Here is a 14972-nt window from a genome sequence, read left to right as displayed (position 1 = left end):
TTACATAAACAACAACAAATTACAATATACAATATATATTTTTATTATTAATTTTTATAAAAACAATAAAAATAAATATATAATATTTTTTCAATTGAACTATTGTATATATTTTTACCTATAAAAATAAATTTAAAGGAAAAAATAATATAAATGAAAAATCTTTTAATAAAATTAAAAAAAATAATGCCTAAATATATACAGCCAAAATTTTATAATGATAAAGAATTATTAATTTGGAATCAAGAACAAGGAAAAAAATATTCTAAATCTATAATTCAAAAAAACAAAGCTATGAAAATACAAAAAATATTAGGTAGATCAGGAATAAAAGAGTTATATATAAACTGTTCATTTAAAAACTACTATATACAACATGAAGGTCATAAAAAAGTACTTTATGCAGCAAATAAATACGCAAAAAACTTTCAAAACAGTATTGCAAACTTTATTTTTTCAGGTCGACCTGGAACAGGGAAAAACCATTTAGCTGCTGCAATTGGAAATTATTTAATTTCCAACGGGAATAGTGTATTAATTATTAGTATTGCAGATCTTATGTCAAATTTAAAAGGAACATTTAATAAATCTTTTAATAAAGATGAAATGACAGAAAAAAAATTATTACATAATTTATGTATTTTAGATTTATTAATAATTGATGAAATCGGAATGCAAACAGAATCTCGATATGAAAAAATAATTATTAATCAAATTATTGATAGACGTTCATCATCAAAAAAATCTACAGGAATGTTATCTAACTTAGATTATAAAAGAATGAATAATTTATTAGGCGAAAGAGTTATGGATAGAATGCGATTAGGAAATAGTTTATGGTTGACATTCGAATGGAATAGCTATCGGAAGAATATAAATGAAAATAAAAAATATTAATTATAATTAAAAGATAAAATTAATTATCTAATTATACGAGAAACATATTTTCCAATACGAGTATCAATTCGTATTAAATCACCTTTTTTAATAAATAAAGGCACACGCACAGTAATACCTGTTTCTAATTTCACTAATTTTGTAGATAAATTAACTGTATCACCTTGTATTGCTACATCCGTATTTTTAACTTTTAAATTAATAAAATTATCTGTATATACAGAAATAGGAGAATTATTCCATAAAGTTATCTTGCAAATAGAAAGATTTGTTAACCATTTTTCACAACCAAATAAAAATTTTTTTAAAACATGAATATGTTCAAAATTTTTTTTATTCATAAATACCCAAATATATCTAGTATTATATAAATATAAGGATTCAATTTCTATAACATCAGTAGAATAAAAAGTATCTGTTGCTTTAAATGTTTTATTTAATATTTTATTCGTTAATAATTCTTTTAATTTAATTCTAACAAAAGCCTGACCTTTTCCCGGTTTAATAAACTCACTATATTGAACTTCATATGGATTATTTTTTATTAAAATTTTTAATCCAGATTTTAAAGAATTACCACTATATGCTGTCATAATATATATTATCTCAAAATACATTAATAATAAATACAATCAAAATATCCTCCTTGTTCTCACAATAATAGTTCCAGAGAACAAGAAGATAATTAAAAAAATTTATAATACTAAATAATTTTTATTTTCTTTATAAGAAAAATAAAAAAATTTAATAAAAAAAAGATTACATCATTCCACCCATACCACCCATACCACTTCCTGGAGCAGTATTTAAATCAGGTGAAGATTTTTCGTCCTTAGGTAAATCTGTTACCATGCATTCAGTTGTAATCATTAAACCTGCTACAGAAGCAGCATATTGTAATGCAGAACGAGTAACTTTTGTAGGATCTAAAATACCAAAAGATATCATATCTCCATATTCATCAGTAGCTGCATTATAACCATAATTACCCCTTCCATCTTTTACATTATTTGTTACTACAGATGGTTCTTCACCAGAATTTGCAACAATCTGACGTAAAGGAGCTTCCATTGCACGTAAAGCTACACGTATTCCAACATTTTGATCTTCATTTTGACCATTAATACGAGAAATTTTTTCTGCTACTCGAACTAAAGCAACACCACCTCCAGGAACTACACCTTCCTCTACTGCAGCTCTTGTTGCATGTAAAGCATCTTCAACACGAGCTTTTTTTTCTTTCATTTCTACTTCTGTTGCTGCCCCAACTTTTAATACAGCCACACCGCCAGAAAGTTTTGCTAAACGCTCATTCAATTTTTCTTTATCATAATCAGAAGTTGCTTCACTTATTTCTTGTCTAATTTGATTAATACGACTTTTAATAGTATTTTTTTCACCATTACCATCAATTATAGTAGTTGTATCTTTACTAATTACTACACGTTTTGCTTGTCCTAAATCTTCTAAAGAAGATTTTTCTAATTCCATAGCCAATTCTTCTGATATAACAGAACCGCCAGTAAGAATAGAAATATCTTGTAACATTGCTTTTCGACGATCTCCAAAACCAGGAGCTTTAACAGCAGAAACTTTAACAATACCTCTCATAGAGTTAACTACTAAAGTTGCTAAAGCTTCACCTTCTAGATCTTCTGAAATAATTAATAAAGGTTTACTAGATTTAGCAACAGCTTCTAAAATAGGTAAAAGTTCACGAATACTAGAAATTTTTTTATCTGCCATTAGAATATAAGGATTATCTAATTCTACTAAACCAGTTTCTGGTTTATTAATAAAATAAGGAGATAAATAACCTCTATCAAATTGCATACCTTTTACTACTTCTAATTCATTTTGTAATCCAGTACCTTCTTCTACAGTAATTACACCATCATTCCCAACTTTTTCCATAGCTTCAGCTATTAAACTACCTACTTTTTCATCTGCATTTGCAGAAATAGTACCAACTTGTGTAATAGCTTTAGAATCAGAACATGGGACAGATAATTTTTTTAATTCATCAACAGCACTAATAACTGCTTTATCAATACCTCTTTTTAAATCCATTGGATTCATTCCTGCAGCTACAGCTTTTAAACCTTCATTAACTATAGATTGAGCTAATAAAGTAGCAGTTGTTGTTCCGTCTCCAGCTGCATCATTAGCTTTAGATGCAACTTCTTTAACCATTTGAGCGCCCATATTTTCAAATTTATCTTCTAATTCAATTTCTCGAGCTACAGAAACACCATCTTTAGTAATGCTTGGCGGGCCAAATGATTTATCTAAAACAACATTTCTTCCTTTTGGTCCTAGTGTTACTTTTACAGCATCTGCTAAAACATTAACTCCGCGAAGCATTTTAATTCGAGCTTCATTGCCAAATTTTACGTCTTTTGCTGCCATTTTAAAATATCTCCTTAAAATTTTAAATTGAAAGTAAATATTATATAATACTATTATTCTTCTATAATTGCTAAAATATCACTTTCTGTAAGAATTAACACTTCTTCATTGTCAATAGTTTCAGTTTTTGCTCCATAACCTTCATTAAAAATTACAATGTCGCCTATTTTTACATCTAATTTTTTAATATTTCCATTATCTAACATGCGACCTTTACCTACCGATAAAACTACTCCTCGAGTAGATTTTTCTGCAGCAGAACCAGTTAAAACAATACCACCTGCTGATTTTGATTCTGCTTCATTTCGCTTAACAATAACTCTATCATGCAATGGACGAAGCTTCATATTTATCAATCCTCTTTAATAAATTTAATATTATATTTTTAAAAAAAACAACAAATAATATTTATATTAATGAACTCTTACATTTTAAGAATATATGGACCTTAATAAAGAATTTCAAGGGGTATTTAAATTTTTATTTAATTCTTTGAATAATAAAATTTTTAAAAATAAAAATATTGACAAAACTAATATTTTAATGTTTAATATTTTTAAATGCCCGGATAGCTCAGTCGGTAGAGCAGGGGACTGAAAATCCCCGTGTCGGTGGTTCAATTCCGCCTCCGGGCATACTTTTAATAAAAAATTATTTTATTTTAGTTATATAATTTTCTTATTTCCCAATACAAAATTCAGAAAATATTTTATTTAGTAAATCATCATTACTAAAATATCCAGTAATTTTTAATAAACAATCCATAGATAAACGAATATTATCTGATAATAATTCAATACATTTATTTTTAAACCAATATTTTTTACCATCAAGTAAATATTTTAATGAATTTTCTAGTTCTGATAAATGTCTTCTTCTAGCTAAAAAAATACCTTCAATATTATTTAATGAACCAGATATTTCATTAATTCTATTTTTTAAAAAATCTAATCCAGTTTTATTTTTAATTGATAAGTAAATACATTTGAATTTTTTATAAATAATTTTTAAACATGGATCTTGATTAATAAGATCTATTTTGTTAAAAATAAAAGTAATATTTTGATTTGATTTTAATTTATTAATACTCTTAAGAATTAATTTATTATTAAATAATTGATTATTAGTAATATCTAACATCAAAAATATATGATCACAAGAATAAATTTTTTTTTTTGCTAATTTTATGCCTATTTGTTCAATAATATCTTTACTTTTACGTAATCCAGCAGTATCCATTAATTCACAGGATATTCCATTTATCCATATATTTTTACAAATTATATCACGAGTTGTACCGGGGATATCAGTAACAATCGAAGCTTTTTGATTAGATAAATAATTAAATAAACTAGATTTACCTACATTAGGGGAACCTGAAATAACTATTTTAATACCTTTTTGTAAAATATTGCTATGATATGCAGTATTAATTAATTTTTTAATTAATTTAATAACTGTAATTAAATCTATTTCTATACTTTTAAATAAAAATAATTCATTCATTTCATCAGGAAAATTAATAATAGCTTCAACTCTAGAATAGAGAATCTTTAATTGTTCTATAATAGAACATATTTTTTTTGAAAAACTACCAGACAAAGAACGTAAAGCTGCTTTAATAGAAAGCTCGGATTCTGCATTAATTAAATCACAAACTGCCTCAGATTGTATTAAATCTATTTTTTTATTTAAAAAAGCTCTTTCAGAGAATTCTCCTGGACGTGCCATACGTACATTTTTAGTTAACAATATATTTTTTATTAATAAATCTAATAAAAACGGATTACCATGACCGTGAAACTCTAATATATCTTCCCCGGTAAAAGATCTAGGAGAATTAAAAAATAAAGCTATTCCATTATCAAGAATATTTCCATTAATATCTAAAAAAGATACATAATGTGCAAATCGTTCTTTCATTGAAATTCTTAAAAATTTTTTTATTATTTCTAAAACAGAAGATCCTGATATTCTTATAATTCCAACGCTAGAACGACCAAAAGCAGTAGCGGGAGCTACAATAGTTTCATGAAATACCATATACTATTTTTATTCCATATATAAAAAAATAATTTTATTCAATAAAATTATTTTTTTTATTATTTAAATAATTATTATTAATGATTTTATATATCTTTATTAACAAAATTTATAGATATAAACCACTGTTGAAAAAAAGTAATAAGATTATTAGTGATATAATATATTATTAAACCGGAAGGAAGCCATAAAAAAAAAATAGTACTCAGTAATGGCATAAAACACATAATATTTTTTTTTTCAAAAACATCCTTAAAATCTAAACTATTACTTTGAGTAAGAAAAATACTAAAACCCATAAAAAATGGTAATATATAATATGAATCATAACTTGATAAATCATGAATCCATAAAAAAAATGGCGAATGTCTTAATTCAATAGAAGATACTAATACATAATAAAATGACAAAAATATTGGAGTTTGTATTATAAAAGAAAAAAAACCACTAACTGGGCTAATTTTATTAAATGAATACAAAGATAAAATTTTTCTATTTTGTTTTTTAAAATCACTATGATATTTTTTTTTTATTGTTTGAACTTTTAAATTTAAAGATTTCATTTTTAACACAGATATATACTGTAATTTTGTTAAAGGATATATAATTATCCTGATTAAACATGTAATTACAATAATTGTAATACCCCAATTATGAAATATACTATAAAAAAAAACTAATAATTTAAATAATGGATAAGAAATTATATTTAATAACCCGTAATCAATAGTAGATTCTAAATTTTTAGAAATATAAGATAATTTATTTTGAATATTCGGTCCTATCCAAAGACAAGAAGATACTTTATAAACAGAATTAGGGTTAATACAATCTTCCGGAGAAATAAAACCTATTACGGCGATATTTTTATTAATGCAATTAGAATATATCATATATTTTTTAATAAATTTAGGAATCCAAGCTGTTAAAAAATATTTTTGTAACATTGCTATCCATCCATTACGCGTTATTAAATTTATATTTTTTTTATGAAAAATATCATCAAAACTATGTTTTTGATAATTTTTTTTATCACTGGAAAAAGCAGTACCTGTATAAGATTTTATGTTAAAAAAATTATTCAAAAAACTATTTTTTTTCGGTAAAAATATTGTTTGTTGTATTTCACCAAATATAGACTGATATATCGTTTTATTACTATTATTATGAATAATATATTCTATATCAACAGAATACGATCCTCTTTTTAAAGATATTATTTTTGTATAAAGAATATTATCAACAGACTTCCAATTCATAAATACTTTAATTTTTTTTTTTCCAGGCTTTAATTTATATAATACTGATTCTACTGTATATATAGGTTGTTGTCTTTTAAAAAAAAAATCAAAATTATCTCGTTTTAAAAATCCATCAACAATTCTATATATAAACTTTTTCTTATTTTTTAATAAAACAAAAGGAGAATTTGTATTTACATGATTTTTATATTTTAATAAAGTTGCATGTTCAATATTACCACCTAATAAATTAACATCTAAGGATAATACATCATTTTGTATATTAATTAATTGATTTTTATTATCACTAAAATTATTATTTAAAATCTGAGATGTAAAATTATTTATTTTTAAATTATTTTTGTTTATAAAAATATTCAAATGAAAAAAATTCCATAAAAAAAAAGAAAAAAAAATACTAGATATTACAAAAAAAATACGTTTAAAATACATCATAAAAAATTTCTCATTATTAAATATAAAAAAATAAAACATAACATATATATTATGTATAAGAATTCATGGTATAATCTATTTAAATAAATTAAAAAAATTATTAATTTTTATAAATCCATAATTTTTGCAAAAAATAAAAAATACTTTTATTATTTAATAAATTTATATTTTTCTTTACAACAATAATAAAATCCATTAACAACAAATTATTTTGAACTAAACGAAAACTTTCCTTAATAAGGCGCCGAATACGATTACGATCATGCGCGTATGTAATATTTTTTTTAGAAATTGAAATACCTAATCTTGGAAATTTAAAATGATTTAAACATACAAACATAATAAATGTTTTTGTATAAATTCTTTTTTTTTGAATATAAACATTTTGAAATTGAATATTAGATAATAAACGTAATTTTTTTTTAAAAGAAAATTGAAACATATTGTTATATTTTTATAAAAAGTTCTAAACACATAAAACTGAACGTAATTTAGAACGTCGACGTGATAAGATATCTCGTCCGCCTTTAGAAGACATTCGAGCTCGAAAACCATGCGTACGGTTACGTTTAATAACAGATGGTTGAAAAGTACGTTTCATATAAATTTTTCCTTTATAAAATCTAAAAAATATATAAATAATATTTAATAACATATCAGTTATATATTTTATAATCAATTATTAATTTTTTAAAAAATATAAAATTATTTCTAATAAGTGTATTTAAATAATTATTTTTAAAATATAAAAATTTAATATTATTACATTCTTTTAATAAAAATATTATAACAAATAACTTTAAAAGATATATTTTAATTCAAAAAAAAACAAAAAAATATAATTTTAATTATTTTTTAAAAATTAATTATATAATATTTTTGATTTAGAAGAATATTTAAAATACTTAAAATCATTAAAAATAGAATTTAATATATAAATATTACTGTTAAAATCTGTAATAAAAAATAATATAATTAATTTATATACTTCTAAATAACTTTATCATTAGAATGCATTTGAAAACAGTATATAAATAATTTTAAAAAATTGCTATACAAATTTTGTAATAAAAAAACCTCTATTTATTATGGCATATCTATTAAATAAAAAATCAAATATATTACTATATAATCAAAATATATATAAAAAAATAGAAAAAAAAAAAAAACAAAAAAACAAATACCTACATATACAGGGATTAATCAAAAATATCAATTTCATAATTTCATTAAAGGGAAATCAAATAAATTAGCTCTTTATGTATCTTATAAATTTACAAATAATTTAAAAAACTTTTATAATCTATTATTTTTATATGGAAAAACAGGTTTAGGGAAAACACATTTACTTCATGCTATTGGAAATAAAATTCTAATAGAAGATTATCGTAAAAAAGTAATTTATGTACATTCAGAAAATTTTATTCAAAATATGATAAATTCCTTAAAAAATAATTCTATTGAAAAATTTAAAAATTATTATCGTTCTATTGATGTTTTATTAATAGATGATATTCAATTTTTTTCTAATAAAAAAAGATCTCAAGAAGAATTATTTAATACATTAAATACTTTATTTGAAAAAAGACAAAAAATTGTAATAACCGCAAATTGTTATCCAAGTTATATCAGTGGAATCAATGAATGTTTGAAATCTAGATTTAAATGGGGTTTAACTATATCAATTAATCCTCCTGAATTAAATACTAGAATTGATATTCTATTACATAAAGCTCTTGAAAATAAAATTAATTTAACATATGAAGTAGCAAGATTTATTGCAAAAAAATTATATTCTAATGTAAGAGAATTAGAAGGTATTTTAAAAAAAATACATATAGCTTCTTTATTTAATAAAAAAAAAATAACAATTCTTTTAGCTAAAAGAATTTTAAATAAATTAATAAAATATAAAAAAAAAAATATCGATATATTATCTATTCAAAAAATAGTCTCCAAATATTTTAATATTACAATATCAGACATGATTTCCAGAAAAAGATCAAAATCTATTGTACAATCTAGACAAATTGCAATGAAACTAACAAAAAAATTAACAAAATATAGTCTTTCAGATATAGGTATTGCATTTGGAAAAAAAAATCATACTACTGTTCTTTATGCTTGCAAAAAAATCAAACAATTTAAAAAACAAAAAAAAAAAATCTACTATGATTTTTTATATTTATTTAATCAACTAAATTCATAAAATATGAAATTCAAAATAAAAAAAAATGATTTTTTAAATTCATTTAAAAAAAATAATAGAATTATCACAAAAAACCCAATATTTCCAATACTAGAAAATATAATCATAAAAATTAATCAAAATATATTACAATTAACTAGCTCTAACTTAGAAATAGAAATAAATACATATATAGATAAAGAATATTTTATTTTCTATAAAAAAGGCTGTATTACAATCTCTGGTAAAAAAATATTAAATATTTGTCGTAATATACCAAATAATAAAGAATTATATTTTCAATTAATTAATAAAAAGATGTATATCAAAATATCTAATAGTTTATTTAAATTAAATGTAACTTCACATAAAAATTTTCCAATATTTCAAAAATTTACTAATTCAAAAATATTTTTTATTTCACAAAAAATATTAAAAGAAATAATTTTATTAACGCATTTCTCAATAGCTCGTAATGATATTAGAAATTCTTTAAATGGAATGTTATTCGAATATAAAAATAATTATTTATATGGCGTAACTACAGATGGACATAGATTATCCATATATAAAGTCAATTTAAATTTAAATACATCTACATTTTCTATAATTATAAATAGAAAAAGTATATTAGAATTATCTAGAATAATTTTATTAAATAAAGATTTAATAAAAATTAAAATTAATAATAATAATATATCTTTTAAAATAAATAAAATATCACTAATAACAAAATTAATAAACAGTGATTTTCCAAATTATAACGATATTGTATTAAAAAAATATAAATATTGTATATCAATATCAAAAGAAAAATTAAAAGAATCTTTATTAAAAACATCAATTTTATGTAATACAAATTTTAAAGGTGTTTCTTTAAATTTTTCAAAAAATTTATTAACGATAACATCTAAAAATCAAGAAGATGAAGAATCTTATGATTCATTTTCTATTTATTATATATATGAAAATATCTCATTTTCTATAAATGTATTTTATTTACTTGATGTTATTAATGCATTAAATTCTAAAAAAATTAATATTTTATTTAATAATCCAATTTCTAGCATTCAAATTCAATCAAATTTACAAAAAGAAATAAAATATATTATTATGCCTTTAAAATTATAATAATATTTTTTATTTTAAATAAAATTTTTATATTTTTATAAAAATTTTCAAAAAAAATATTTATCTTTAAATAAAAGTATTTTTAAAAAAAATTATTTATATATAAATAAAAAATAAAAAAATATAAATCTAAAATAGGATATTATATGTCAAATTTATATACCTCATCTAATATTAAAATATTAAAAGGGCTAGATGCAGTTAGAAAAAGACCAGGTATGTATATTGGAGATACTGATGATGGAACTGGATTACATCATATGGTGTTTGAAGTAGTAGATAATTCAATAGATGAAGCTTTAGCTGGATACTGTAACTTAATTAATGTTGTAATATACAAAGATAATTCTGTATCAATAAAAGATAATGGAAGAGGAATACCCGTTGATATTCATCCAGAGGTAGGAATATCTGCTGCAGAAGTAATTATGACTGTTTTACATGCTGGAGGAAAATTTGATGATAATTCATACAAAGTATCAGGTGGTTTACATGGAGTAGGAATATCTGTAGTAAATGCTTTATCAGAAAAATTAAAATTATATATTTATCGTGAAGGAAAAAAATATCAACAAATATATTTTAATGGAAATTCTAAACAACCTTTATTAAATGTCGGGAAAACAAAAAAAAGAGGTACAAAAATTCGGTTTTGGCCAAATAAAAAAATTTTCACTAATCAAAATATTTTTCAATGTGAAATTTTACAAAAAAGACTAGAAGAATTATCTTTTCTGAATTCTAGTTTATTAATACAATTAAAAGATTTAAGAAATAAAAAAAAATTTAAATATTTTCATAAAGGTGGAATTAAATCTTTCATAAAGAATATAAATTACAATAAAAAACCTATTCATAATAAAATTTTTATTTTTAAAAGAAAAAAAAAAAATATTGAAGTTAATATTGCTATGCAATGGAATTCAACATTTCAAGAGAAAATACTTTGTTTTACAAATAATATACCTCAACAAGATGGCGGTAGTCATTTATCTGGTTTACGCGCAGCTTTAACAAGAACATTAAATTATTTCTCTGATCGAGAAAGATCAAGTAAAAAAAACAAGATTACAATTACTGGTGATGATACAAGAGAAGGTTTAACTGCATTAATTTCAATTAAAATGTTTAATCCTAAATTTTCTTCTCAAACAAAAGAAAAATTAGTATCTTCAGAAGTAAAATCTGTTGTTGAAACATTATTAAATGAACATTTAATGGATTTTTTATTAGAAAATCCAAGAGATTCAAAAATTATTATTACTAAAATAATACAATCTGCAAGATCTAGAGAAGCTGCAAAAAAAGCAAGAGAAATCACAAGAAAAAAAGGAGCGTTAGAAAACACGAGTCTCCCCGGGAAATTATCTGATTGTCAAGAAAAAGATCCTTTATTCTCAGAAATATATTTAGTAGAAGGTGATTCAGCTGGAGGATCTGCGAAACAAGGTAGAAATAGAAAAAATCAAGCAATATTACCACTAAAAGGTAAAATATTAAATATAGAAAAAGCTAGATTTGAAAAAATAATAAATTCACCAGAATTAATTACATTAATTACCGCTTTAGGTTGTGGTTTTGGAAAAGAGGAATATAATCCTAAAAAATTAAGATATCATTATGTTATAATCATGACTGATGCAGATATAGATGGATTACACATCAGAACACTATTATTAACATTTTTTTTTCGACAAATGCCTGAAATTATAGAACAAGGTCATATATACGTTGCTCAACCACCTTTATATAAAATTAAAAAAGGAAAAAAAGAAAAATATTTAACAAATACAAAATCATTATATAAATATCAATACCAATTAATAAAAAAAAATAGTTATATAAAATATAAAATAAAAAAACAAAAAAACAAAAGAAAATTTAAAAAAATTCTACATGAATATAAAAAAATTAATAAAATTTTTCTTTTTTTAAGTAAAAAAATTCCATTATTTATTTTTAAAACTATTATTTATTTAATCCCATTAAATAATTTAAAAAAAAAGAAAAATGTAAAAAAATGGATAAAAAATCTAATAAAAAATTTACAAAGACAAAAATATTTAAATAAAAAAAATATATATTCTTATCAAATAAAAAAATATCATAATTATTATGAACCAATACTAAATATTAGTGATAAAAATAATTTTTGTTCATATCACTTAAAAAATAAATTTTTCTTAAATAAAAAATATAAAAAAATTCTTAATTTTATTAAAAAAATTAATTATATGATCTCAAACAATGCTTATATTAAATTTAATAAAAAAAAATTTAAATTTAATAATTTAGATAAAGTAATTAATTTATTAATTAAAGAAACAAGAAATTTTCTTGTTATTCAAAGATATAAAGGATTAGGGGAAATGAATCCTGAACAATTATGGACAACTACAATGAATCCAAAAACAAGAAAAATGTTACAAATTACCATGAATGATGCTAGTATAGCAAATGAAATGTTTAGTACATTAATGGGAGATTCTGTAAAACCCAGAAGAAATTTTATTAAAAAAAATTCTTTATATGCAAAAAATATTGATATTTAAATGTTTTAAAAACTATAAAAAATACTTTACCAGTAGAGATATTAATTTCGGCAGGAAATTTATTTAAGAAACCTGCCAAAATATATTAATAGATTTTAAAAAAAAATATAAAAAATTAATTAATATTTCATTTTTTTTAGAAAAATCAATAATATAGAAATTGCTACAGGAGTTATTCCTGAAATACGAGATGCTTGTCCTATAGAATTAGGTCGGTATTTATTTAATTTAATTATTACTTCATTAGATAAACCTGTAACACATTTATAATCATTAATTATAGATAAACAAGTATTTTCATTACATATACATTTTTTTACTTCATCTTTCTGACGTTGAATATATCCATAATATTTACTTTTTGTCTCAATTTCTTCTATTACGGTTTTATCTGTTAAAATAGAATTATTAGGTATATAAAAATTTAAAAAATCCATCAAAATATCATACGATATATTTGATATTCTTAAAAAATCAAAAGCAGTACATGTTTTTTTTAATCTAATATTAATATTTTTTTTCTTGAAAAAATCATTTATAAATTTAGGTTTTATAATAATACTTTTTAAACGATAATATTCTTTTTTGATAGAATATTTTTTTTTAGAAAAGATTTTCCAATGTTTTTGACTAATTAAACCAAAATTATAAGCGATTTCTGTTAAACGTTCATCAGCATTATTTTCTCTTAATAATAATCTATATTCTGCCCTTGAAGTAAACATACGATATGGTTCAGAAGTACCTTTATTACATAAATCATCTATTAAAACACCTATATATGCTTGGTTTCTTTTTGGAAACCAAAATTCCTTATTTTGAATTAATAAAGAAGAATTTATACCTGCAATTAAACCTTGCGCTGCAGCTTCTTCATATCCTGTTGTACCATTAATTTGACCGGCTAAAAATAAATTTTTAATAACTTTTGATTCTAGTGTCATATTTAAATCTCTAGGATCAAAATAATCATACTCCACAGCATATCCAGGATAAATAATATGTGTTTTTTCTAATCCTTTAATTGAAAGAATCATTTTTTTTTGAATAGAAAAAGGTAAACTTGTAGAAATACCATTGGGATAAATTACATTGCTATTTATACCTTCAGGTTCTAAAAATATTTGATGACGATTTTTATCCGGAAATCGTACTATCTTGTCTTCAATTGAAGGACAATATCGCGGACCCACCCCAGTAATACTGCCGTTATATAACGGACCACTACTTAAATTATTTTTAATAATTTTATGTGTATTTAAATTTGTATATGTTATATAACACGGAACTTGAATAGGGTGTTGTGAAACACAACCTAAAAAAGAAAAAACAGGAGTAGGAGTATCTCCCCATTGTTTTTCTAAAATATCTAAATTAATAGTTTTTAAACTTAATCTTGGTGGAGTTCCAGTTTTCAAACGTCCAATTCGAAAAGAAAAATTTTTTAAATTTTTTGCTAAAATAGACGAAGAAGAATCATTTCGTCGACCACCAGATGAAATATCTGAACCTATATACATTTTTCCATTTAAAAAAGTTCCTGTAGTTAATATTACTACAGAACTTTTAAAAGAATCACCATTACAAGTTAACACTCCATAAACCTGATTATTTTTAATAATTAAATTAGATACTTCTCTCTCAAGAATAGTCAAATTATTCTGATTTTTTAAAAAATATTGCATTTTTTTTTGATATAAAATTCTATCTGCTTGAGCTCGAGTTGATCGTACAGCTGGTCCTTTTTTAGAATTTAATACCCTAAATTGAATACCAGAATAATCAATTACTCTTGCCATTAAACCCCCCATAGCATCAATTTCTTTTACTAATTGACTCTTTCCTAAACCGCCAATAGCAGGATTACATGATAAAACGCCAATAGTATTAATATTTTGCGTTAATAATAAGGTTTTTTGGCCCATTCTTGAAGAAGCAGACGCTGCTTCTGTACCAGCATGTCCAGCTCCAATTACAATAATATCAAATTTTTCATAAAAAACCATTTTTTTTTCCTGATAAAATATTTTTTTATTTATATATATTTATATATAT

At 22.0% G+C, this 14972-nt stretch carries 12 protein-coding genes and 1 tRNA gene; 5 read left to right on the top strand and 8 right to left on the bottom strand.

Annotated features, from left to right (window positions below; translation table 11 throughout):
• Positions 1 to 153: 153 nt before the first annotated feature.
• The gene (gene dnaC / locus BUCICURT3053_RS00065) at positions 154 to 897 is read left to right on the top strand and encodes a DNA replication protein DnaC (protein WP_154061004.1); all 744 of its coding nucleotides are present in this window, start codon (positions 154 to 156) and stop codon (positions 895 to 897) included.
• Between the two features lie 23 nt (positions 898 to 920).
• Here the strand turns inward: dnaC and efp are convergent, their stop codons facing one another.
• The 3 genes from efp to BUCICURT3053_RS00050 all read right to left on the bottom strand — a co-directional run bounded on the left by efp (position 921) and on the right by BUCICURT3053_RS00050 (position 3653).
• Positions 921 to 1490, bottom strand: a complete 570-nt coding sequence (efp, locus tag BUCICURT3053_RS00060) for an elongation factor P (protein ID WP_172598434.1) — start codon at positions 1488 to 1490, stop codon at positions 921 to 923.
• Between the two features lie 166 nt (positions 1491 to 1656).
• Positions 1657 to 3306 carry a chaperonin GroEL gene (gene groL / locus BUCICURT3053_RS00055; RefSeq protein WP_154061003.1) on the bottom strand — a complete coding sequence of 550 codons (1650 nt, stop codon included), beginning with the start codon at positions 3304 to 3306 and terminating at the stop codon, positions 1657 to 1659.
• A gap of 53 nt (positions 3307 to 3359) precedes the next feature.
• A complete protein-coding gene (locus BUCICURT3053_RS00050) occupies positions 3360 to 3653 on the bottom strand; it encodes a co-chaperone GroES (RefSeq protein WP_154061002.1) in 294 nt (97 codons plus the stop codon).
• 215 nt (positions 3654 to 3868) lie between these two features.
• On the opposite strand from BUCICURT3053_RS00050, the gene BUCICURT3053_RS00045 reads away from it, so the two are divergent.
• Positions 3869 to 3941, top strand: a tRNA-Phe gene (locus BUCICURT3053_RS00045).
• Positions 3942 to 3984: 43 nt separating this feature from the next.
• Here BUCICURT3053_RS00045 and mnmE read toward each other — a convergent pair.
• The 4 genes from mnmE to rpmH form a co-directional block, all read right to left on the bottom strand.
• Positions 3985 to 5349, bottom strand: a complete 1365-nt coding sequence (gene mnmE, locus BUCICURT3053_RS00040) for a tRNA uridine-5-carboxymethylaminomethyl(34) synthesis GTPase MnmE (RefSeq protein WP_154061001.1) — start codon at positions 5347 to 5349, stop codon at positions 3985 to 3987.
• Positions 5350 to 5435: 86 nt separating this feature from the next.
• Positions 5436 to 7043, bottom strand: a complete 1608-nt coding sequence (yidC, locus tag BUCICURT3053_RS00035) for a membrane protein insertase YidC (protein ID WP_172598433.1) — start codon at positions 7041 to 7043, stop codon at positions 5436 to 5438.
• Positions 7044 to 7146: 103 nt separating this feature from the next.
• Complete coding sequence (gene rnpA, locus BUCICURT3053_RS00030) at positions 7147 to 7488, bottom strand: ribonuclease P protein component (protein WP_154060999.1); 342 nt, start codon at positions 7486 to 7488, stop codon at positions 7147 to 7149.
• A gap of 24 nt (positions 7489 to 7512) precedes the next feature.
• Positions 7513 to 7647 (bottom strand): 50S ribosomal protein L34, encoded by a 135-nt coding sequence (rpmH, locus tag BUCICURT3053_RS00025; protein ID WP_154049088.1) that lies wholly within the window; start codon positions 7645 to 7647, stop codon positions 7513 to 7515.
• A gap of 579 nt (positions 7648 to 8226) precedes the next feature.
• Here rpmH and dnaA point away from each other — a divergent pair.
• From dnaA to gyrB, 3 genes are all read left to right on the top strand, one after another.
• On the top strand, positions 8227 to 9255 hold the full coding sequence (gene dnaA / locus BUCICURT3053_RS00020) for a chromosomal replication initiator protein DnaA (RefSeq protein ID WP_331865590.1): 1029 nt from the start codon (positions 8227 to 8229) through the stop codon (positions 9253 to 9255).
• Positions 9256 to 9258: 3 nt separating this feature from the next.
• Positions 9259 to 10365 carry a DNA polymerase III subunit beta gene (dnaN, locus tag BUCICURT3053_RS00015; RefSeq protein ID WP_154060998.1) on the top strand — a complete coding sequence of 369 codons (1107 nt, stop codon included), beginning with the start codon at positions 9259 to 9261 and terminating at the stop codon, positions 10363 to 10365.
• Positions 10366 to 10511: 146 nt separating this feature from the next.
• Positions 10512 to 12917 carry a DNA topoisomerase (ATP-hydrolyzing) subunit B gene (gene gyrB / locus BUCICURT3053_RS00010; protein ID WP_154060997.1) on the top strand — a complete coding sequence of 802 codons (2406 nt, stop codon included), beginning with the start codon at positions 10512 to 10514 and terminating at the stop codon, positions 12915 to 12917.
• Positions 12918 to 13036: 119 nt separating this feature from the next.
• Here gyrB and mnmG read toward each other — a convergent pair whose 3' ends face one another.
• Positions 13037 to 14923, bottom strand: coding sequence for a tRNA uridine-5-carboxymethylaminomethyl(34) synthesis enzyme MnmG (gene mnmG, locus BUCICURT3053_RS00005; RefSeq protein WP_154060996.1), 1887 nt, complete (start codon positions 14921 to 14923; stop codon positions 13037 to 13039).
• Between the last annotated feature and the right edge of the window lie 49 nt (positions 14924 to 14972).

Source organism: Buchnera aphidicola (Cinara curtihirsuta), assembly GCF_900698895.1.
In the GTDB taxonomy this organism is placed as follows: Bacteria; Pseudomonadota; Gammaproteobacteria; order Enterobacterales; family Enterobacteriaceae; genus Buchnera_F; species Buchnera_F aphidicola_AX.
The sequence above is the reverse complement of the archived record's forward strand: the minus strand, read 5'-3'. Positions and strand labels throughout refer to the sequence as shown.

Bases quoted from the DNA above. Each gene is read 5' to 3' on its own strand.
- BUCICURT3053_RS00050 (WP_154061002.1), bottom strand. From the start codon at position 3,653: ATGAAGCTTCGTCCATTGCATGATAGAGTTATTGTTAAGCGAAATGAA.
- efp (WP_172598434.1), bottom strand. From the start codon at position 1,490: ATGACAGCATATAGTGGTAATTCTTTAAAATCTGGATTAAAAATTTTA.
- groL (WP_154061003.1), bottom strand. From the start codon at position 3,306: ATGGCAGCAAAAGACGTAAAATTTGGCAATGAAGCTCGAATTAAAATG.
- rnpA (WP_154060999.1), bottom strand. From the start codon at position 7,488: ATGTTTCAATTTTCTTTTAAAAAAAAATTACGTTTATTATCTAATATT.
- gyrB (WP_154060997.1), top strand. From the start codon at position 10,512: ATGTCAAATTTATATACCTCATCTAATATTAAAATATTAAAAGGGCTA.
- rpmH (WP_154049088.1), bottom strand. From the start codon at position 7,647: ATGAAACGTACTTTTCAACCATCTGTTATTAAACGTAACCGTACGCAT.
- mnmG (WP_154060996.1), bottom strand. From the start codon at position 14,923: ATGGTTTTTTATGAAAAATTTGATATTATTGTAATTGGAGCTGGACAT.
- dnaN (WP_154060998.1), top strand. From the start codon at position 9,259: ATGAAATTCAAAATAAAAAAAAATGATTTTTTAAATTCATTTAAAAAA.
- dnaC (WP_154061004.1), top strand. From the start codon at position 154: ATGAAAAATCTTTTAATAAAATTAAAAAAAATAATGCCTAAATATATA.
- yidC (WP_172598433.1), bottom strand. From the start codon at position 7,043: ATGTATTTTAAACGTATTTTTTTTGTAATATCTAGTATTTTTTTTTCT.
- mnmE (WP_154061001.1), bottom strand. From the start codon at position 5,349: ATGGTATTTCATGAAACTATTGTAGCTCCCGCTACTGCTTTTGGTCGT.